Origin of the sequence: Tepidibacter sp. (assembly GCF_025210165.1) — a bacterium.
Lineage (GTDB): Bacteria > Bacillota > Clostridia > Peptostreptococcales > Peptostreptococcaceae > Tepidibacter_A.
In genome coordinates this window covers 17163-36342 of record NZ_JAOASI010000040.1, presented here as the reverse complement: position 1 = coordinate 36342, position 19180 = coordinate 17163, and the positions used below count along the sequence as shown (strand labels likewise).

Below are 19180 nucleotides of genomic sequence, written 5' to 3'. Positions count from 1 at the left end.
AGTAATGATAACTCCATTAGACATCGAGAATAAAGAATTTAAAAGAGCATTAAGAGGATTCAAAGAAGAAGAGGTAGATGAATTCCTAGATGAAGTTAAAGAAGATTTTGAAAAACTTTATAAAGAGAATATAGAATTAAAAGATAAATTAAGCATGATGACAGAGCAAGTAAACAAGTACAAAAACATAGAAGAAACCTTGAAAAATACTCTTATAGTAGCTCAAAATACAGCTGAGGAAGTAAATAGTAATGCATCTAAAAAAGCAAAACTTATAATAGAGGAAGCGGAGTTTAAGGCTAGAAAAATAATAGAAGAAGCTAACAATCAAGTTATAGAAATAAGAAAAGACTATGAAGAGACTAGGAAGTCATTTAAATTATTCAAAGGTAAGTTTAAGGGGCTTTTACAAAATGAAATAAAGATAATAGATGAAACTTTTGACGATATAGATTAATAATATACAAAATACAAAATTTTCTATAAATTTTCAAAAACATATTGACCTATTTTTAAAAATATTATAAAATGCTATTAAATCTTAATTAAAACTCAATAATAAAAAAACTGAGAAGGGGACAAGTACAATTTAAGTTATTTTTCAGAGAGCTGATGTTTGGTGAAAATCAGTAAATTATTAAATTGGAATATCACCCCAGAGTTGCAGGCTGAAATAATAGTAAGCTTAGCCGTTAGAATCGTTAATCTTAAATGAGATATTACATATAATTTTAGGTTATTTGTAATAATTAGGGTGGTAACGCGTGAATATACCTCGTCCCTTTATAGGGGATGGGGTTTTTTTATTGAAATAATGACAATACTATATATAAAAAGAAAGGATGAAATGTATGAAAAAATTTGAATCACTATTAAATTCAGTTGTAGAAAGTGAAAAACAAACGTCTGAGTTTTGGAATGAAGTAAATATATTAGAAAAAACAATAGAGCATGGAAATGACAAGCCTTCGTTTGTATTCTTTGAGGGACCTCCAACAGCAAATGGAAAGCCTGGAATACACCATGTTATGGCTAGAACTTTAAAAGACTCTGTTTGTAGATATAAGACTATGAGTGGATATCAAGTAAAAAGAAAAGCAGGTTGGGATACTCATGGATTACCTGTTGAAATAGAAGTAGAAAAGCAATTAGGGTTAAAAGATAAGTTAGAAATAGAAAACTATGGAATAGACAAGTTCAATGAAAAGTGTAGAGAATCTGTTTTCTCATATGAAAAATTATGGAGAGAAATGACAGAGCGTATGGCTTATGAAATAGATTTGGATAATCCATATATTACTCTTGATAATAACTATATAGAGAGTGTTTGGTGGATACTTGATAAATTCAATAAAGAAGGATATATATACGAAGGACATAAGATTCTTCCTTATTGTTCAAGATGTGGAACAGGACTTGCATCTCATGAGGTTGCTCAAGGATATAAAGAAATAAAGACTAATACTGTAATAGTTAAATTCAAGAGAAAAGATGTAGACGAATACTTCTTAGCTTGGACTACTACTCCTTGGACTCTACCATCAAATGTTGCACTTGCAGTGAATCCAAATGAGACTTATATAAAAATTAAGGCTAATGATGAAGTTTATTATATAGAAAAAACTCTAGCTTCTAAGGTGATAGAATGTGAATATGAAGTAATAGAAGAGCTTAAAGGTAAAGACTTAGAGCATATGGAATACGAACAATTAATGCCATTTGCAGCTGCTGAGAAAAAAGCATTTTTCGTAGTATGTGGAGATTATGTAACTACAGAAGATGGTACAGGTATAGTACATACTGCTCCAGCATTTGGAGAAGATGACTACAATGTAGGTAGAAAATACGATCTTCCAGTACTGCAACCAGTTGATGAAAGTGGTAAATTTATTACTACTCCTTGGGAAGGCAGATTCGTAATGGAGGATGGAATAGATGTAGAAATAATCAAGTGGTTACATGCTGAGGGAAAACTTTATAAGAAAGAGAAGATGGATCACAACTATCCTCACTGTTGGAGATGTTCTACTCCACTTTTATATTATGCTAAGCCAAGCTGGTATATTGAAATGACTAAGCTTAAGGATAAGCTTATAGAGAATAACAACACTGTTGAGTGGTATCCATCATTCGTTGGAGAAAAGCGTTTTGGAAACTGGCTTGAAAACTTAAATGACTGGGCAGTATCTAGAAGTAGATACTGGGGAACTCCACTTAACATTTGGACTTGTGAATGTGGACATAAAGATTCAATAGGTTCAAGAAAAGAATTAGTTGAAAAAGCTATAGAAGATATAGATGAGACAATAGAGCTACACAGACCTTATATAGATGATGTTCATATTAAGTGTAGTGAGTGTGGAAAAACTATGACAAGAGTTAAGGATGTAATAGACTGCTGGTTTGATAGTGGAGCTATGCCTTATGCTCAACATCACTACCCATTTGAAAATAAAGAAAACTTTGATCAATTATTCCCAGCTGATTTCATATCTGAAGGAATAGATCAAACAAGAGGATGGTTCTACTCACTTCTTGCTATTTCAACATTTGTAATGGGAAAAGCACCATATAAGAGAGTTTTAGTTACAGATCTTATATTAGATAAAGATGGAAAGAAAATGTCAAAATCAAAAGGAAATACTATAAATCCATTTGAATTATTTGATCAATATGGAGCAGATGTATTAAGATGGTACCTACTATATGTATCACCTCCTTGGAATCCAACTAAGTTTGATGTTGACGGACTTAAGGAAATCCAAAGTAAGTTCTTCGGTACTATCAAAAACGTATATAACTTCTTTGCTCTTTATGCTAATACAGATAAAATAGATCCTAAAGACTTCTTTGTTGAGTACAAGGATAGACCAGAACTTGATAGATGGATATTATCTAAGTATAATAACTTAAAACAAGAAGTAGAAGAAAACTTAAATGCATACGATTTAACTAAGACTGTAAGAAGTATCCAAGAATTTGTAAATGAGAATCTTTCAAACTGGTATATAAGACGTTCTCGTAGACGTTTCTGGGCTAGTGAATTAACTGAAGATAAAAAAGCTGTATACAACACAACTTATGAAATCTTAGTTGGAATATCTCAAATGGTTGCACCGTTTGCACCTTACTTATCAGAAGAGATATATAGAAAGCTTACAGGAGAATTTTCTGTTCACTTAAGTGATTATCCAAGAGTTGATAATAGCTTAATAGACTTAAAAGTTGAAGAAAAAATGGACTTAGTTAAGAACCTAGTTACTCTTGGTAGAGCATCAAGAGAAAATGTTAGAATAAAGGTTCGTCAACCTATACAAAAAGTTTTAATAGATGGTAAGTATGAAGAGACAATAGATGATTTAGTAGAATTAATTAAAGAAGAGCTTAACGTTAAAGATGTTGTATTTGCTAAAGACTTAGGCGAATATATGAACTTTAGCTTAAAGCCAAACTTTAAGGTACTAGGACCTGTTCTTGGACCAAAGATTAAATCATTTGGAAAGGCTTTAGCTTCACTTGATGCATCAGATGCAGTTACAAAGCTAGAAGTTGGTCAAACTATAAAAGTTGATCTTGACGGAGAAAATTTTGAAGTTTCAAAAGATCATGTATTAATAAATATTTCTTCAAAAGAAGGATTCAATGTATCTGTTGAAAATAATCTATTTGTTATACTTGATACAACTTTAACTGATGAGCTTATAAATGAAGGATACGCAAGAGAGTTCATATCTAAGGTTCAACAAATGAGAAAGAATAATGATTATGAGATGATGGATAATATAAAAATATTCTTCAATGGAGATGATACTATATCAAAGGCAGTTGAATTATATAGAGATTATATAATGACTGAAACTTTAGGTGTTTCTATAGAAAAGGTTTCTGAAACTGATTTAGAAAAGCATAATTTAAATGATCATGAGACTGGAATTAAATTAGAAAAAGCTAATTAATATAAAAAGTGCTCCTTAAAGGAGTGCTTTTTATTCTTTTTAAATTTTGTGGGTTATCTAAAATAATCTATAAAAATACCGTTCATACAACAATATTTAAAAATATCTATAAGTATTCTCTAACATTTTTATAGATTATTTTAATGTAGGTGAGTTACTATAAGATAATATTATGCTTAAAATAAATTGATGAGGAGAAGTAAATATGAATATAATAGGAATAATTGGAGCAATGGATGAGGAAGTAGATATATTAAGAGATTTAATGGAGATTAAAGAAACTGTAGAAAAGGCTTCTTTAAAGTTTTATGTAGGTAAAATAGAGGGAAGAGATGTTGTTTTAGTAAGATGTGGTATAGGTAAGGTAAATGCTGCACTTTGCGCTCAAATACTTATAAGTGAATTTAAGGTAGATGCTGTTATAAATACAGGTGTTGCTGGAGCTTTACATGAAGATTTAGATGTATTTGATATAGTAATATCAACAGATACTATACAACATGATTTTGACACTACTGTATTTGGATATGAAGTAGGGGTTATTCCTAGAATGGAAGTATCAACTTTTAAAGCTGATGATAGATTAATTGAAGTAGCTTATAATTCTAGTGTTAATTCTGATAAAAAATACAAGGTAGTTAAAGGTAGAGTATTAACAGGAGATGTATTTGTTTCAAGCAAGGAATTAAAGGATAGACTTGTAAACAACATGAATGGATACTGTGCTGAAATGGAAGGTGCTGCTATTGGGCATACTTGCTGTGTAAATAATACACCATTTGTAATAATAAGAGCTATGTCTGATAAGGCTGATGGAAGTGCAGATGTAGTTTATGAAGAATTTGTGAATGAAGCTGCTCATAACTCAAAAGAAATAGTTCTTGGTATTCTTAAGAATTTGCAATAATAAAGCTCTAAAATTCTTTTGGGGGTTATCAAAACTGTCTATAAAAATATCGCAAATGTAACAATATTTTGAATATAACTAAGCCTTTATCTTATTAATTATCCTAAAATTTACGAACTCCCTTACGGTCAGACACGCAAATTTTTTAACGGATAATTAAACGATAAAAACTAAGTTATATTAATCAAAATATCTGAAAACATTTGCTAACATTTTCATAGACAGTTTTTAGTATTAATGTCTATATTATAGAATTGATCTTACCGCATTATGTGACACGAAAATCCAGGTATTGTAAAATAAGCATAAGGTATGTATAATAGTATTGGTGAAATCAATAGGTTTGTTGGTGCTCTTAGAAAGTTATAGAAAGGAAGATTGTAATGTTTATAGTTTCACTTACATATGTTAAAGAAATTGATATAGTAGAATCTTATCTTGAAGAACATGTTGACTATTTAAAAGAACAATATACAAAAGGATTTTTTATGGCATCAGGTAGAAAGGTTCCAAGAACTGGAGGTGTAATTGTATCTAATCTTAAGGATAAGGAAGAGCTTATGAATATACTTAAAAAAGACCCATTCTATAAAAATCAGGTAGCAGAGTATGATATTATTGAGTTTGTTCCAAGTATGACAAGTAAAGAGTTAGAGTTTTTAAAAGTATAAATAAAACCCCCTTAAATTTAGGGGGCTTTTGTAAGTGTATTTATTTTCAATAAATATACTGCAAATATAACAACATTTGCGGTATTATAAAATTCCATATTCGCTTTTTATATAAACATCCTTTTTTTTCTTTGGATTAATTTTCAAGTCAACTTCGTTACCAATGGCAATAACGTGTAACATGTGGGCTGGGACTAAAAATTCTTTGGTCACTTCATATTTTTCTTGTTGAGAATAATGAATTTTTAAAGAAATTTTGTATATTTTTGTTTTATTTATACGCATATTTGTGTCTTTTACCTTTACAATAAATCCCTTTGCTGTATCAAAATTAGAAAAATCCTGATGTTTCCCTTTTTTAAGATTTATTGATTTTATGATAGCCATTACGATAAGTGGAATGCAACAAATCCATACACCAACATGAAGAAACATAGATAATGACCCTACAGAAGCTGTCGAGCTAAAAACTTGTTCAGGATTTACAACTTCAGCTCCTAACATCATTTTGAAAATGTTATATACATTTAGTTTATATAACATATATCCAATCATGACAATAACATAGGTGACTGGCAATGCAGCAAGTTTTAAAAGGATTTGTGGGCTTAATAACATTGATACAATTATTAAAACCATTGCTAATGCAAAAAATACTACTCCTACTGTTAATATCAAAACAGAAGCATTTGGTGACACAACCATTCTAATTAGTGGTAATGTTCCAAGTGTAATTGCTGTTAATATGCCTAAAAGCATTCCTACAATGTTTAGTTTTCTTTTCATTGGATTTCGTCTCATTTTTTTCTCCAATCTAATTTGTAATATCTATAAATATTAATTAATTTAATTATATCAAATTAATTAATGGTAGACAAAGTTTTGAAAGAATTAAATTGTGTTTGTGTCATTATATTTATTTTCAATACATATACTTTATAGCATGACATTTAATATAATAAAAATGTAGAGGAGGAAAAGTTATGGAAGATACATTTTTAATAAACAGAATATATAACTCATTAAATGAAATATGTAGCGAAAATAATATAAAGAGAGTCAAGAACATAACATTTGTAGTTGGAGATGGTAGTGATTTAAGCAAAGAGAATATTTGTGATTATTTTGAGCAAAATAAAAGTGAATTGATAGGTAGATGGACTAATATAAATATGAAAATAGAGGATTTTGATAATAATATAGCGATTATACATAGTTTAGAAGGAGAAGACAAATAATAATTGAAAGTATGCAAAAAAAGGTATATAATTGATTATATAATTTTATAGTATAAAGCTATGATTAAGATTAGTAGGTATGAACTAAGTTTCAGCGATTTAGGGATGGTGAGAGCCTAATACAAAGGTTTATACTGAATGGACTTATGAGTTTGAACCTGAAATAATAGTAGGGTTTAACGTAAATCCTGCGTTATAGGATAATAAGTGGACAAATGTCAATAAGAGTGGTACCGCGGGAATTTACTCGTCTCTAAATTATTTAGAGGCGAGTTTTTTGACTTTAAGGAAATAAAGATAAATCAGGAGGAAAATTATGAGTGATAAGAAAATAATATTTAGTGGAGCTCAACCATCTGGTAAGCTTACATTAGGAAATTATATAGGAGCGGTTAAAAACTGGGTAGACCTTCAAGATGAATACAATTGCTATTACTGTGTAGTAGATTCTCATGCTATAACAGTTCCTCAGGAGGCAAAGAATTTAAGAAAGAATACTATTGAAGCACTTGCTCAATACATAGCTAGTGGACTTGATCCTGAAAAAAATACTATATTTATACAATCTCATGTAAGTGCACATGCTGAACTTGCATGGATTTTAAATACAATGACTTATATGGGTGAGTTAAATAGAATGACTCAATTTAAAGAAAAATCTCAAAAAAGTGAGGCCAATCTAAATGCAGCTTTATTTACTTATCCAGTGCTTATGGCTGCAGATATTTTGCTTTATCAAACTGATTTAGTTCCTGTTGGAGAAGATCAAAAGCAACATTTGGAACTTGCTAGAAATCTAGCTCAAAGATTTAATAATAGATATAGCGAAACTTTTAAGGTTCCAGATCCTTATATAGCAAAGGTTGGAGCAAGAGTTATGAGTCTTCAAGAGCCTACAAAGAAAATGTCAAAATCAGATGATAATGTAAATGCATCTATATTAATGGTAGAAGAGCCTGATGCTATAGTTAGAAAATTAAAAAGAGCTGTTACAGATTCGGTTGGAGTAGTCACATATTCAGAAGAACAACCTGGAATCAAAAACCTTATGAATATATATTCTAAGCTATCTGGAAAATCAATACAAGAAATAGAGATTATGTATGATGGAAAGGGATATGGACAGTTTAAAGGAGATACTGCAGAGGTTATAATAGAAGCGTTAAGACCTGTAAGGGAAAAGTATAATGAGTTATTAAATAATAAAGATTATTTAGAAAAAATATATGCTGAGGGAGCTAATAAAGCAGAGCAAAACGCTAGAAAGACTTTAAGAAAAGTGTATAAAAAGGTTGGACTTGTTCCAAGAAAATTTATTTAAAAAGATAGGCTGTTGTTTTACAACAGTCTATTTTTGAATATTATATAATATATTAATTATACGAATTTTTTTGAAAAACTTTGAAATAATACTTCATAACATGATATTTAAAAATAATTAAAAATTATTAGTTGTAGGATAAATAATCAAATAGGGGGAACGCTAATTGAGAGAAGATAAAATAGATAGAATTGAAAAGAAAATAGATACTTTGGCTCAAAGTATAGATAAAAGTAGAATTAGGGAGTACTCAGAAATAGTTAGTAACCCCAAAAGACTTATTTACCTAAACTTTGTGGCAGGGCTTGCCAAAGGATTTGGAACTGCTATAGGACTTACAATACTTGCTGCTATAGGTATCTATGTACTGCACAGCTGGGTTAATTTACCTTTGATAGGTCAATATATAGCCAAGCTTTTAGACATTATTGAAAACTATAGATAGGAGGAAAAAATGAACAAAAGTGATATGGAGTATTATAGACAAATTCTTTTAAAGGAAAGAGATAAAGTAGCTAACTTAATAGAGGAAATTGAGGATGATACGGTAGCTACGGATAATTTCAAGAATTCAAGTATTAAGGATAGTACTGGAGAACTTTCTGGATATGATAATCATCCTGCTGATATGGGAACAGAAGTATTTATGAGAGAAATGGACTTAAAGCTTAAAAATGGTGAAGCTATGAGACTTTATAATATAAATAAGGCACTTGAGAAAATAGATATAGGTTTATATGGCAAGTGTGAAGAGTGCAGTAAAGATATAGACGTAGAAAGACTTGATATAATTCCTGAAACTCTTCTTTGTTCTTCTTGTTCAAAAAACCATAAAAAAGCATTTGAAGAAGTAGAAGAAGATACTTTTAGTAAGAGTGAGTATTTTTACAGTGATTTAGTAGAAGGGCTTGAAAGAACTAATAGATATAGAGGGCTAGATTTAGATTACGATGAGTTTTAATTAATGCCGTGGATGATATCCACGGCATTTTGTGATATAATGCTACTGGTAAAAGATTAAGGCATATTCAAAAAATAAACTAATCATCTTACTCGTCTTTTTGATTCTTTTCGTCGTTACTCAATCACTTACATACAGTGAGTATGATCGTGATTGAGTGCCTAGAAAATAATCAAAATTACTTCGTAACCTGACTTATTTATTTTTTTCATATGCCTAAAAAGGGGGTACAAAATTGAATATAGCATTATTTATATTTTTAGTATTATTAGATCAAGCTACAAAGTATTATGCACTTAATTTTTTATCGAAGATAGGAAGTATAAGTATTATAGATAATATATTTAATCTTACATATGTTGAGAATAGAGGAGCAGCATTTGGAATGCTTCAAAATCAAAAGTGGTTCTTTGTTTTGGTAGCATTTGCTGTGGTTTCATTTATTGTATACTACCTAAAAACCAATAAAAATATGAGTAGATTATATCAAGTTTCACTAGTGCTTATACTAGCAGGGGCTATAGGTAACTTGATTGATAGAATAAGATTAAACTTTGTAGTGGATTTTTTTGACTTTATAGTATGGCCAGTATTTAATGTAGCGGATATATGTGTTGTAATCGGAGGAATACTACTTTCGTACATTATAATATTTGACAAAGAGTAGGAGAAGGATATATGGATCAAGTAAATTTTGAGATAAATGAAGAAAATGAGGGTGTAAGACTAGATGTTTTTTTATCAAGTAAATTTGAAGATATGTCAAGATCATATATTCAAAAAATTATAAAAGAAGGAAATGCATTTGTAAACGATAAAAAAGAAAAGCCTAGATACATAACTAAGATAAATGATAAAATAAATTTTAATATACCTAAGCCTAAAGAATTAGATGTTGAGGCTGAAAATATAGATATAAATATAGTTTATGAAGATGATGATGTATTAATAGTAAACAAACCTCAGGGAATGGTTGTTCATCCTGCACCAGGAAATTATACTGGCACATTAGTTAATGCTATACTTTATCATTGTAAGGATAATTTATCTTCTATAAATGGAATTATAAGACCTGGTATAGTTCATAGAATAGACAAAGATACGTCAGGACTTTTGATGATAGCAAAGAACAATAACGCACACAACTTTTTATCGGAGCAATTAAAAGAGCACACAATAACTAGAAAATATCATATGATAAGTTATGGGGTATTAAAAGAAGATACTATGACTGTTGATGCACCTATTGCAAGACATCCTGTTGATAGACTTAAAATGGCAATAGTAGAAGGTGGTAAAAGGGCTGTAACTCATTTTAAGGTATTAAAAAGATTTGAAAAATATACTTATGTTGAGGCACAGCTTGAAACAGGGAGAACTCATCAAATAAGGGTCCATATGGCTAGTAAAAGACATCCATTAGTAGGAGACCCTGTATATGGACCTAAAAGCTCAAAATTCAAATTAAATGGTCAAATGCTACACGCCAAAACGTTAGGATTTATACATCCTACTACAAAAGAATACATGGAATTTGATTCAAATCTTCCAGAGCATTTTAAAAAAATATTAAATATACTTGACTAAAATAAATTAAGGTGATAAAATTTAGAAAAATGAATAACAAACCTTTAATTACAGTACAGAGAGACTGGCAAGGATTATACGTAGATTAACTACGTTTTATATACGTATTATAACTTCTTGCCTTTAGGTAAGAAGTTTTTTATTGTGGAGGTGTAATTCTTGAAGGAAAAAGCTAAATTAATGGATGATAAAGCTATAACAAGAGCTGTAACTAGAATAAGTTATGAGATAATAGAAAAAAATAAAGGTATAGAAGATGTTGTTTTAGTTGGAATAAAGACAAGAGGAGTACCTCTTGCTGACAGAATAGGAAAAAAAATTAAATCTATAGAAGAAAAAGAAATTAATATAGGTAAGGTAGATATAACTTTATATAGAGATGATTTAAGTAAAGCAAATGTAGACCCTATACTTAATGGAACTGATATAGATTTTGATATAAATAACAAAAGAGTAGTTCTGATTGATGATGTATTATACACTGGCAGAACAGTGAGAGCTGCTATGGATGCAGTGATGGATATAGGTAGACCAAAGTCCATACAACTAGCAGTACTTGTAGATAGAGGACATAGAGAACTTCCTATAAGAGCTGACTATGTAGGAAAGAATGTACCTACATCTAATGAGGAAATCATAAGTGTTAAATTTGATGAAATTGATGGTCAAGATTATGTTTCTATAAATGAAAAATAAATAATGTTTTGACCTTTTAAATCAGTACAGAGATGCTGATAAGGGGAGATTATATTCTCCCTCCTTAAAAAATAAAGGAGGTATTCTTATGCAAGAAAAAGTATTAAACACAACTATTGAAGCACCTGTAGTAGAAAAAACTATAGGAGTTAACGAAAATCTAAAAAAAGCTATACTGGCGATACAACATTTATTTGCAATGTTTGGAGCAACAGTTTTAGTACCTATCTTAACAGGATTTGATCCATCGGTAGCTTTAGTATCAGCAGGACTTGGAACTTTAATATTTCACTTGGTTACAAAGGGAATGGTTCCTGTATTCTTAGGATCAAGCTTTGCATTCATACCTGTAATAATCACAGTTAAAGAAATATATAATGGAGATTTGGCTTATGCACAAGGTGGAATAATAGTAGCAGGAATGATATATATACTTATGTCTTTAATAGTCAAAACAGTTGGAATTGAAAAAGTAAAAAAATATTTTCCAGCACAAGTTACAGGACCTATGATTGTTGTAATAGGACTTAATCTTATACCAGTTGCATTTAGTATGGCATCAGGAAACTTTGTAGTAGCAATAGCAACTTTATCTACTGCACTTTTGATAACATTATTTGCAAAAGGATTTATAAAGCAGCTTTCTATATTAATAGCAATAGCAACAGGATATGTATTATCACTTAGCTTAGGACTTATAGATACAAGTATTATAAAAGAAGCTTCTTGGGTTATGGCTCCAAACTTTACATTACCTAAGTTTGATATAGGAGCAATAGCAATAATAGCACCGGTAGTACTAGCAGTTTTCATGGAGCATATAGGAGATGTAACAACTAATGGAGCAGTTGTAGGTAAGGACTTTATAAAAAATCCAGGACTTAACAGAACGTTAATAGGAGATGGACTTGCGACAATTGTTGGAGGATTCATAGGTGGTCCTGCTAATACAACATACGGAGAAAATACAGGAGTACTTGCAATAACTAAAAACTATGATCCATCTATACTTAGAATGACGGCTGTGTTTGCTATAATACTTGGATGTATAAGCAAGGTTGGGATGTTCTTACAAACTATACCAACACCAGTAATGGGTGGAATAAGCTTAATGCTGTTCTCTATGATATCTATAATAGGAGTTAAAACAGTAAAAAATAGCGAAATAGAATTTAAATTATCTAATATAATAATAATGGGATCTATACTAATAATAGGATTTGGAACAAACTATCTTCAAGGTAAAGGAATATCAATAGGAATACCAGTTACTGAAACTGTAAAGATAACGGGGCTTAGTCTTGCGGCTATAGTTGGAATAGCTTTAAATAGAGTACTTAATAGAGATTGTATATAAAAACGTATATTAGTGGTTAAGCAAAAAATGAGCGAATAAAAAAATAGCTACTTAGATTTAGTATAAATAAAATCTAGGTAGCTATTTTGTTTTTTGTGGGTTATCAAAACTATATATAAATACCGTGAATGCAACGATCTTTTGAATACAACTAAGGTTTTGCCTTATTAATAATCCTAAAATTTACGAACTCCCTACGGTCAGGCACGCAAATTTCTTTTAGGGATTATTAAACTAATGCCATTTATTTTGGATTAAGCAAATAATTTTAATTGCGATATAACGATTCATGGCTTTGTGCCAATAGCACTCTTAATATTCTTCTTTTGAATGTGGTATAATTAGAATATATTTCATATGAAGATCAGCTAGTTTTAGTCAATAGATTTTAGGATTATTTTTAAATTATATTTTTAGGCATAGCAAATAAACTATACAATCTATACGAATAATTAATAGTTAAATTTCAGAAAAGGTTTGTGAATAATAGTTAGGCTACATTTAATTAGAATATTTATCTTCTAATAGATATTTTAGAAGTAACGTCTGAAAAAACATTAGTATAACCAGGAAATATTAATCGTAAATCATTAGATAGTTTTTTTTTGTGATTAAGGAAATTATATTATTTTTGTTTTGTGAATAACATTGATGAAAAGACTGTACTTGAAACTATTTTGAGCAACGGAGCCTGTAAGGTCGTTAGCGAGTAGACGGTTTTTTTATATAAATACATAGTTAAATTATACTAAAAAGTAAGATATAATTATAGCTAAATCACTAAAGGAGGTATTTTTAATATGAAAGGTAATATTAAAAGCGTAAAGGTAGCAGTAGTTCAAGCATCACCAGTAATAATGGATATTAACGCTACAGTTGAAAAAACGTTAAATTTGATTAAAGAAGCAGGAAAAAAAGGTGCACATATAGTTGTTTTTCCTGAATCATTTATTCCTGCTTATCCAAGAGGGCTTACTTTTGGATTTGTTGTTGGAAGTAGAACTATGGACGGGCGCAAGGACTGGCAACGCTATTATGAAAATTCGGTGCCTGTACCTAGTAATATAACAGATGTTCTTGGAAAATCAGCTCAAGAAGCTGGAATATATTTATCTATTGGAGTTACAGAAAGAGATGGAGAAGGATTAAATCATACATTGTATTGTACAAATTTATTTTTTGGACCAGATGGAAAGCTTTTAGGTAAGCATAGAAAATTAAAGCCTACAGGTACGGAACGTTCTATTTGGGGAGAAGGAGATGCAAGTACTCTTACCGTACTAGATACACCATATGGAAAACTAGGCTCATTAATATGTTGGGAAAACTATATGCCTTTGGCTCGTGTAGCAATGTATTCAAAAGGAGTAACTATTTATATTGCACCTACAGCTGATTCAAGAGAAGAATGGCAAAGTACAATGAAGCATATTGCTCTAGAAGGAAGATGCTTTGTAATTGGTTGTAATCAGTATGTTGAGAAAAGTATGTATCCTACAGATCTTAATTGCTATAATGAACTAGAAGATGAACCTGAGATCATGTGTTCAGGAGGTAGTTGCATTGTTAATCCTTTTGGAAAGTATGTAGCAGAACCAGTCTATAATAGAGAAGAAATATTAATAGCTGATTTAGAGTTAGATGAAATAATACAAAGTAGGATAGATTTTGATGTAATGGGTCATTATTCAAGACCAGATGTATTTGAATTTTCTATTAATTCATCTGAAATTTAATGTAGAAATATAATTTACTATTCATTAAAAAAGGGGCTGTCGGGAAAATAGCAAAATTTAATCCATAGCTCCTTCAAATTAAAAAACACACTAATTTATTTGAATTATTATCCAAATTTGAATCAGTGTGTTTTTCCTATTTTTTTAGTCATGTATTTTTTTCATAACAAAAAAACCTAAATTAAGGTTTTGAATTTATTTATAAGTTGATTTTGTATCTGTAAGTTTATAATACTCTCTACAAAGTGATTTCAATGCATATAGATCAGTATCGAATCTACTAGATAATTTAATATCTTGGAACTTGAATATTTTAGCAATGGTTAAGGCGTCTTTTTTATCATTTTTTACTTTCCTTATATCAAAATTCTTGTTAGAATTAGTGATAAGTGGATTGATAGTGAACACATCAAACTTATTATCACTTAGAAAGTGGAAAAGAGATAAATGATACACGCCAGTGGACTCCGTGAAAGATGCTGCTTTCATGTTAAATTTCTTTTCCACTTTTTCTATTTCCAAAGCTAAATAATTAAAGCCTTCCAAAGTATGATTTATTCTGAATGATCTCCTGTAAATTTCACCGTTAGGTACAAGTATAGCAACTATAGAAAATTCAGTTGCTACATCTATCCTTTATCCAGTAAATATTATACTATATTTGTCAAAGTTGAATTTCTCTTAGGAATAAATTTAATAGAAAACGATATTAGGAAATGCTTTTAAATCTGATAGGATTTTATGAATTATTAAAATTTAAGAAAAGTTATTAATGTTCGTTAGAGAATTAGAAAGTTTTCTATCAAATGTTATAACTACATTATACAAGGGGGATAATAATGGAATTAAAAAATAGGTTTGATAAAGCAGTTCTGATGGGTATTAATTTAATTGAAGATTATACATTTAAATGTATTAATAGAACTAAGGAAACATATTTCACAAGGGAGAGAAAAATGTGATTTAAAGAAACGATACAATAAATGAAGTTGTTTATAAGGATGCATTTGACTATGAATTATGGAATGGATATAGATTAAGTGCAATTGATGGAAGTGTAATTCAATTACCTGATACCAAACTATTAAGAGAAGAATTTGGATATATAGAAAATCAGAAAAATAAAGTTGCAAGAGCGAAAGCTTCTTGTATATTCGATTATTGGAAATTTAAAAGATAAACTAATAATAATGATGTTAGAAGAAAGTGCTATTAAAAGGAGACGTATATTAAAAAAATAATAAAAGAATCCTCCAAAAATACTATTCCCATAAGAACAGGAAGGCAATATCCAAGAAAAGATAGTGTGTCAAGAGGCAAATATAAAATTAATCGTAAAAGATCTTTGTAATATATTTCAAAAAATAAATTTTATGAAAGAATAAATGAAAATCACTTCAAAAATGATGTGAGTGTAATTAACTTGCACTAAAATAGTTGGAATTTGCAAGAAATTATATTTAATCAAGTTAAAGTATAAAAGTTTAAAAAGTATATTAGAGAAAAAAATTTATCAGCAACTTTTAAATGTGAATTTATAACATTTAAACTTTATGACATTGCCCTCACGCTTCACACCTTGGCTACTAGGCTTCGGAATTTCACCAGCTAGTATAACTCAGCTTAGCTGGACGCACAAAATGTTAGCGAATGATTTAAATATTTTATAAAAATATTTAATACATGAGCGGTATTTTGATGCCATTTATTTTGGGTTTAAGTATAACTAAAAGAAACCTTAGAAGCGATAGTACCCTTACAATAATATACAAATGAGAAAAAGGATTTATGGTATAATTAGAATATATCTAATATAAAAGAAGGAACAATATTATAAATCTATAACAATATAAACTGGAGGTGTTATTGTGATGAAAGGATTATTAGATCCAAAAATAGATTTTGTGTTCAAGAATATATTTGGATCAAGCAAACATCCCAAAATACTAATATCATTTTTAAACGCAATACTTAAGCCAAAAAACTTAATAACAGATGTTGAAATACAAAATACTGATTTAGAAAAGCATTTTGTAGAAGATAAATTCTCAAGATTAGATGTAAAAGCCACAACAAGCAATAATGAAATAATAAATATAGAAATACAGTTAAAGAACGAATACAATATGATAAAGAGAAGTCTTTATTATTGGAGTAAATTATATGAAGAACAACTTGGTGAAGGAGATAATTATTCTACTTTATCAAGAACTATATGTATAAATATACTTAACTTTAAATATCTTAAAAATGATAGATTTCATAATGGATATTTATTAAAAGAAAAAGAAACTAACGAGGAACTAACTGACATAATGGAGATTCACTTTATAGAAATACCGAAGCTTAAGAAAGATAGTGATGAAAAGGATATGCTAGTTGCATGGACTGAATTCTTAAAGAATCCTGAAAGTGAAAAAGTCAGAAAATTAGAGATGAGTATAGAAGAAATAAAAGAAGCAAAAGACGAACTTGTAAAGCTAAGTAATAATGATGAGCAAAGAATGATTTATGAGATAAGATCTAAAATATTAAAGGATAAAGTTAGTGCACTTAGCAAGGCAAAGAATGATGGAATAAAACAAGGATTACAACAAGGAATAATAGAAACTGCTAAGAATTTATTAAAGCTAGGTATGGAGATATCTTTTGTAAAAGAGGTTACGAAATTATCTGAAAAGGAGATAATCAATTTAAGGGAAATATTAGAAAAAGAAAATAATTAGATATTTAAATACGAAGTATATTATGTTTTTTAGTTGATTAAAAAATATAGCATACATTTAAGCTTTAAGAGATAGACTTAAAAAATAAATGGCATTAAAATATTTAATACATGAGAGATATTTTGATGCCATTTATTTTGAGAGTAAGCACATGATTTACAAGATTAATTATCAATAAAATTAGTATTATTCTTTATCTTAACTATTTCTTCCTCAAGAGGCGTTACATACATAGTACTATTAGTCTCATAAATAACCATTCCAGGCTTTGCACCACTAGGCTTTTTAACATTCTTCTTCAATGTATAATCAACAGGAACCTTAGAGGACATCTTTCCCTTGCTGTAATAAGCAGCAAGCATTGCTCCTTCAAATATAGTAGATTCAGGAATTTCGCCTCCGTCAGATTTTATTATAACATGAGAGCCTGGTATATTCTTAGTATGAAGCCATATATCGTTATTTGTAGCCATCTTTAATGTTAAATAATCGTTTTGTTTGTTGTTCTTAGCAACGAATATCTTAAGTCCGTCAGAAGATAAAAACTCGTAAGGAGCAGTCTTTAAAACATTTTTTTCTTTGTTTTTCTTAGATTTATCTTTAACTTTTCCTTTTACATAACCTACCTTAATAAGCTCTTCTTTTATTTCGTCTAGTTCATCAATACTCTCACAGTTTGTTATACTTAGCATTATATTTTCAAGATAATTTATTTCTTCCTCAGTTATTTTAAGTTGCTCAGTTATTTCAATTAAAGCAGTTTTAAGTTTATTGTATTTCTTAAAATATTTTTGAGCATTTTCAGAAGGGGTAAGTCTCTTGTCTAATTTTATAAGTACATTTTCACTATTAGGGTCATAAAAATTAGCCACTTCAACTTCATCCATACCTTTTTGAATCATGTATATATAAGAAGTTATAAGTTCACCATTTATCTTATATTTATCTGCATTTTTAGATTCTAGTAATTCTTCTTTTTGTTTTTTAGATTTTTTATATAGTCTATCTAATTTATTGGATATACTTTTTCTAAGACTTTGAGATTTTTGATGTATTCTTTCCTTAACATCTTTCTCTAAATAATAGGTTTCAAGTATATAGTTGATGCTATCATTTTCTATAAAAGAGTAATGATTAAACATAGTAAGCTTTATACAGCTAAAGTCTATAATTTTATTTAATCTCTTATCTATAGCTATACAAGGAAAGAAAATATTGTTTTTTATTTGATTAAACAACCTATTAAATATTTCATATAATGATTTGAAATCTTTTCTATCTATATGATTTATATTAATATCTATATCTAAATGCGCTCTAGTACAAATTTCTTTTGCCACAACAGGGCTAATACCCTCAAATGAAGAATAGATTGACTTATATAATTCTGATTTAGAAGAATTTAAAAGTGTATCTATGAATGTTTTTTCGTCTATATTATCCACTGGATTTAGCTTATTTTGAGATGGTGGATTTATGTATTTTTGACCTGGAAGAACTTGTCTATATCTACTTACACTAAGAGGTATTCTTTTGATAGAATCCAGTATTTTGTTCTCTTCATTATCTACAAGTATTATATTGCTATGCCTTCCCATTATCTCTATTATCAAATCTTTTGATTTTCTTATTTTAAGTTCATCTAAAGATTCTATAGTTATCTTTATTATTCTCTCAAAATCAGGTTGCTCTATTTTTATTATTCTTCCATTTTGTATATGCTTTCTAAGAAGCATACAGAATAAAGGTGCTTTTATAGGATTTTTTTTATTATAAGAGTTTGTAGTGTAAACTCTTGGATTTGAACTATTAGCACTTATCAATAATTTATAATTAGTATTATTACTTCTTATATTAAAAAGAAGCTCATCATCTTCTGGTTGATATATTTTATCTATTTTACCATCTACTAATTGAGATGAAAGTTCTTTAACTAATGAGTTTATAACTAATCCATCTAATGCCATTATTAAACCTTCCCTTCTTATTATGTTTAAATATTCATTCTTACAAGTAGTATATCT

The 19180-nt window shown here is 29.1% G+C and carries 18 protein-coding genes and 2 other annotated features; of the genes, 15 read left to right on the top strand and 3 right to left on the bottom strand.

What is annotated here, in order from left to right; translation table 11 throughout:
* Window positions 1-4: 4 nt before the first annotated feature.
* From N4A48_RS07065 to N4A48_RS07050, 4 genes are all read left to right on the top strand, one after another.
* A complete protein-coding gene (locus tag N4A48_RS07065) occupies window positions 5-457 on the top strand; it encodes a DivIVA domain-containing protein (RefSeq protein ID WP_293665158.1) in 453 nt (150 codons plus the stop codon).
* Between the two features lie 103 nt (window positions 458-560).
* Window positions 561-786 (top strand) — a binding site (T-box leader).
* Window positions 787-851: 65 nt separating this feature from the next.
* Window positions 852-3956 (top strand): isoleucine--tRNA ligase, encoded by a 3105-nt coding sequence (ileS, locus tag N4A48_RS07060; RefSeq protein WP_293665157.1) that lies wholly within the window; start codon window positions 852-854, stop codon window positions 3954-3956.
* Between the two features lie 205 nt (window positions 3957-4161).
* Window positions 4162-4863, top strand: coding sequence for a 5'-methylthioadenosine/adenosylhomocysteine nucleosidase (locus tag N4A48_RS07055; RefSeq protein WP_293665156.1), 702 nt, complete (start codon window positions 4162-4164; stop codon window positions 4861-4863).
* Window positions 4864-5246: 383 nt separating this feature from the next.
* A complete protein-coding gene (locus N4A48_RS07050) occupies window positions 5247-5534 on the top strand; it encodes a YciI family protein (RefSeq protein ID WP_293665155.1) in 288 nt (95 codons plus the stop codon).
* A gap of 84 nt (window positions 5535-5618) precedes the next feature.
* Here N4A48_RS07050 and N4A48_RS07045 read toward each other — a convergent pair whose 3' ends face one another.
* Window positions 5619-6320 carry a hypothetical protein gene (locus N4A48_RS07045; protein WP_293665153.1) on the bottom strand — a complete coding sequence of 234 codons (702 nt, stop codon included), beginning with the start codon at window positions 6318-6320 and terminating at the stop codon, window positions 5619-5621.
* A 197-nt stretch (window positions 6321-6517) separates the two neighbouring features.
* Here N4A48_RS07045 and N4A48_RS07040 point away from each other — a divergent pair, with 197 nt between their 5' ends.
* The 9 genes from N4A48_RS07040 to N4A48_RS07000 all read left to right on the top strand — a co-directional run bounded on the left by N4A48_RS07040 (window position 6518) and on the right by N4A48_RS07000 (window position 14430).
* Entirely contained in the window at window positions 6518-6772 is a 255-nt protein-coding gene (locus N4A48_RS07040) for a hypothetical protein (protein WP_293665152.1), read from the top strand.
* Window positions 6773-6823: 51 nt separating this feature from the next.
* Window positions 6824-7030: a binding site (T-box leader), on the top strand.
* Window positions 7031-7088: 58 nt separating this feature from the next.
* Complete coding sequence (trpS, locus tag N4A48_RS07035; protein WP_293665151.1) at window positions 7089-8093, top strand: tryptophan--tRNA ligase; 1005 nt, start codon at window positions 7089-7091, stop codon at window positions 8091-8093.
* A 166-nt stretch (window positions 8094-8259) separates the two neighbouring features.
* Complete coding sequence (locus N4A48_RS07030; RefSeq protein ID WP_293665150.1) at window positions 8260-8538, top strand: DUF5665 domain-containing protein; 279 nt, start codon at window positions 8260-8262, stop codon at window positions 8536-8538.
* Window positions 8539-8547: 9 nt separating this feature from the next.
* Window positions 8548-9054 carry a TraR/DksA C4-type zinc finger protein gene (locus N4A48_RS07025; protein ID WP_293665149.1) on the top strand — a complete coding sequence of 169 codons (507 nt, stop codon included), beginning with the start codon at window positions 8548-8550 and terminating at the stop codon, window positions 9052-9054.
* A gap of 235 nt (window positions 9055-9289) precedes the next feature.
* Window positions 9290-9721: a signal peptidase II gene (gene lspA, locus N4A48_RS07020; RefSeq protein WP_293665148.1), complete on the top strand. Its 432-nt coding sequence runs from the start codon at window positions 9290-9292 to the stop codon at window positions 9719-9721.
* An 11-nt stretch (window positions 9722-9732) separates the two neighbouring features.
* Window positions 9733-10641: an RluA family pseudouridine synthase gene (locus tag N4A48_RS07015; RefSeq protein ID WP_293665147.1), complete on the top strand. Its 909-nt coding sequence runs from the start codon at window positions 9733-9735 to the stop codon at window positions 10639-10641.
* Between the two features lie 159 nt (window positions 10642-10800).
* Window positions 10801-11337, top strand: coding sequence for a bifunctional pyr operon transcriptional regulator/uracil phosphoribosyltransferase PyrR (gene pyrR / locus N4A48_RS07010; RefSeq protein WP_293665146.1), 537 nt, complete (start codon window positions 10801-10803; stop codon window positions 11335-11337).
* Between the two features lie 88 nt (window positions 11338-11425).
* On the top strand, window positions 11426-12694 hold the full coding sequence (locus N4A48_RS07005) for a uracil-xanthine permease family protein (protein WP_293665144.1): 1269 nt from the start codon (window positions 11426-11428) through the stop codon (window positions 12692-12694).
* 800 nt (window positions 12695-13494) lie between these two features.
* Window positions 13495-14430, top strand: a complete 936-nt coding sequence (locus N4A48_RS07000) for a carbon-nitrogen hydrolase family protein (RefSeq protein ID WP_293665143.1) — start codon at window positions 13495-13497, stop codon at window positions 14428-14430.
* A gap of 195 nt (window positions 14431-14625) precedes the next feature.
* Here the strand turns inward: N4A48_RS07000 and N4A48_RS06995 are convergent, their stop codons facing one another.
* Window positions 14626-15063 (bottom strand): IS110 family transposase, encoded by a 438-nt coding sequence (locus tag N4A48_RS06995; RefSeq protein WP_330665069.1) that lies wholly within the window; start codon window positions 15061-15063, stop codon window positions 14626-14628.
* Window positions 15064-15269: 206 nt separating this feature from the next.
* Between N4A48_RS06995 and N4A48_RS06990 the strand changes: the two genes are divergently transcribed.
* Together N4A48_RS06990 and N4A48_RS06985 are read left to right on the top strand one after the other, a co-directional pair.
* A complete protein-coding gene (locus N4A48_RS06990) occupies window positions 15270-15392 on the top strand; it encodes a hypothetical protein (protein WP_293665142.1) in 123 nt (40 codons plus the stop codon).
* Between the two features lie 909 nt (window positions 15393-16301).
* On the top strand, window positions 16302-17156 hold the full coding sequence (locus N4A48_RS06985) for an Rpn family recombination-promoting nuclease/putative transposase (protein WP_293665210.1): 855 nt from the start codon (window positions 16302-16304) through the stop codon (window positions 17154-17156).
* 164 nt (window positions 17157-17320) lie between these two features.
* Here N4A48_RS06985 and N4A48_RS06980 read toward each other — a convergent pair whose 3' ends face one another.
* Window positions 17321-19123: an Rqc2 family fibronectin-binding protein gene (locus N4A48_RS06980; protein WP_293665141.1), complete on the bottom strand. Its 1803-nt coding sequence runs from the start codon at window positions 19121-19123 to the stop codon at window positions 17321-17323.
* Window positions 19124-19180: the final 57 nt, after the last annotated feature.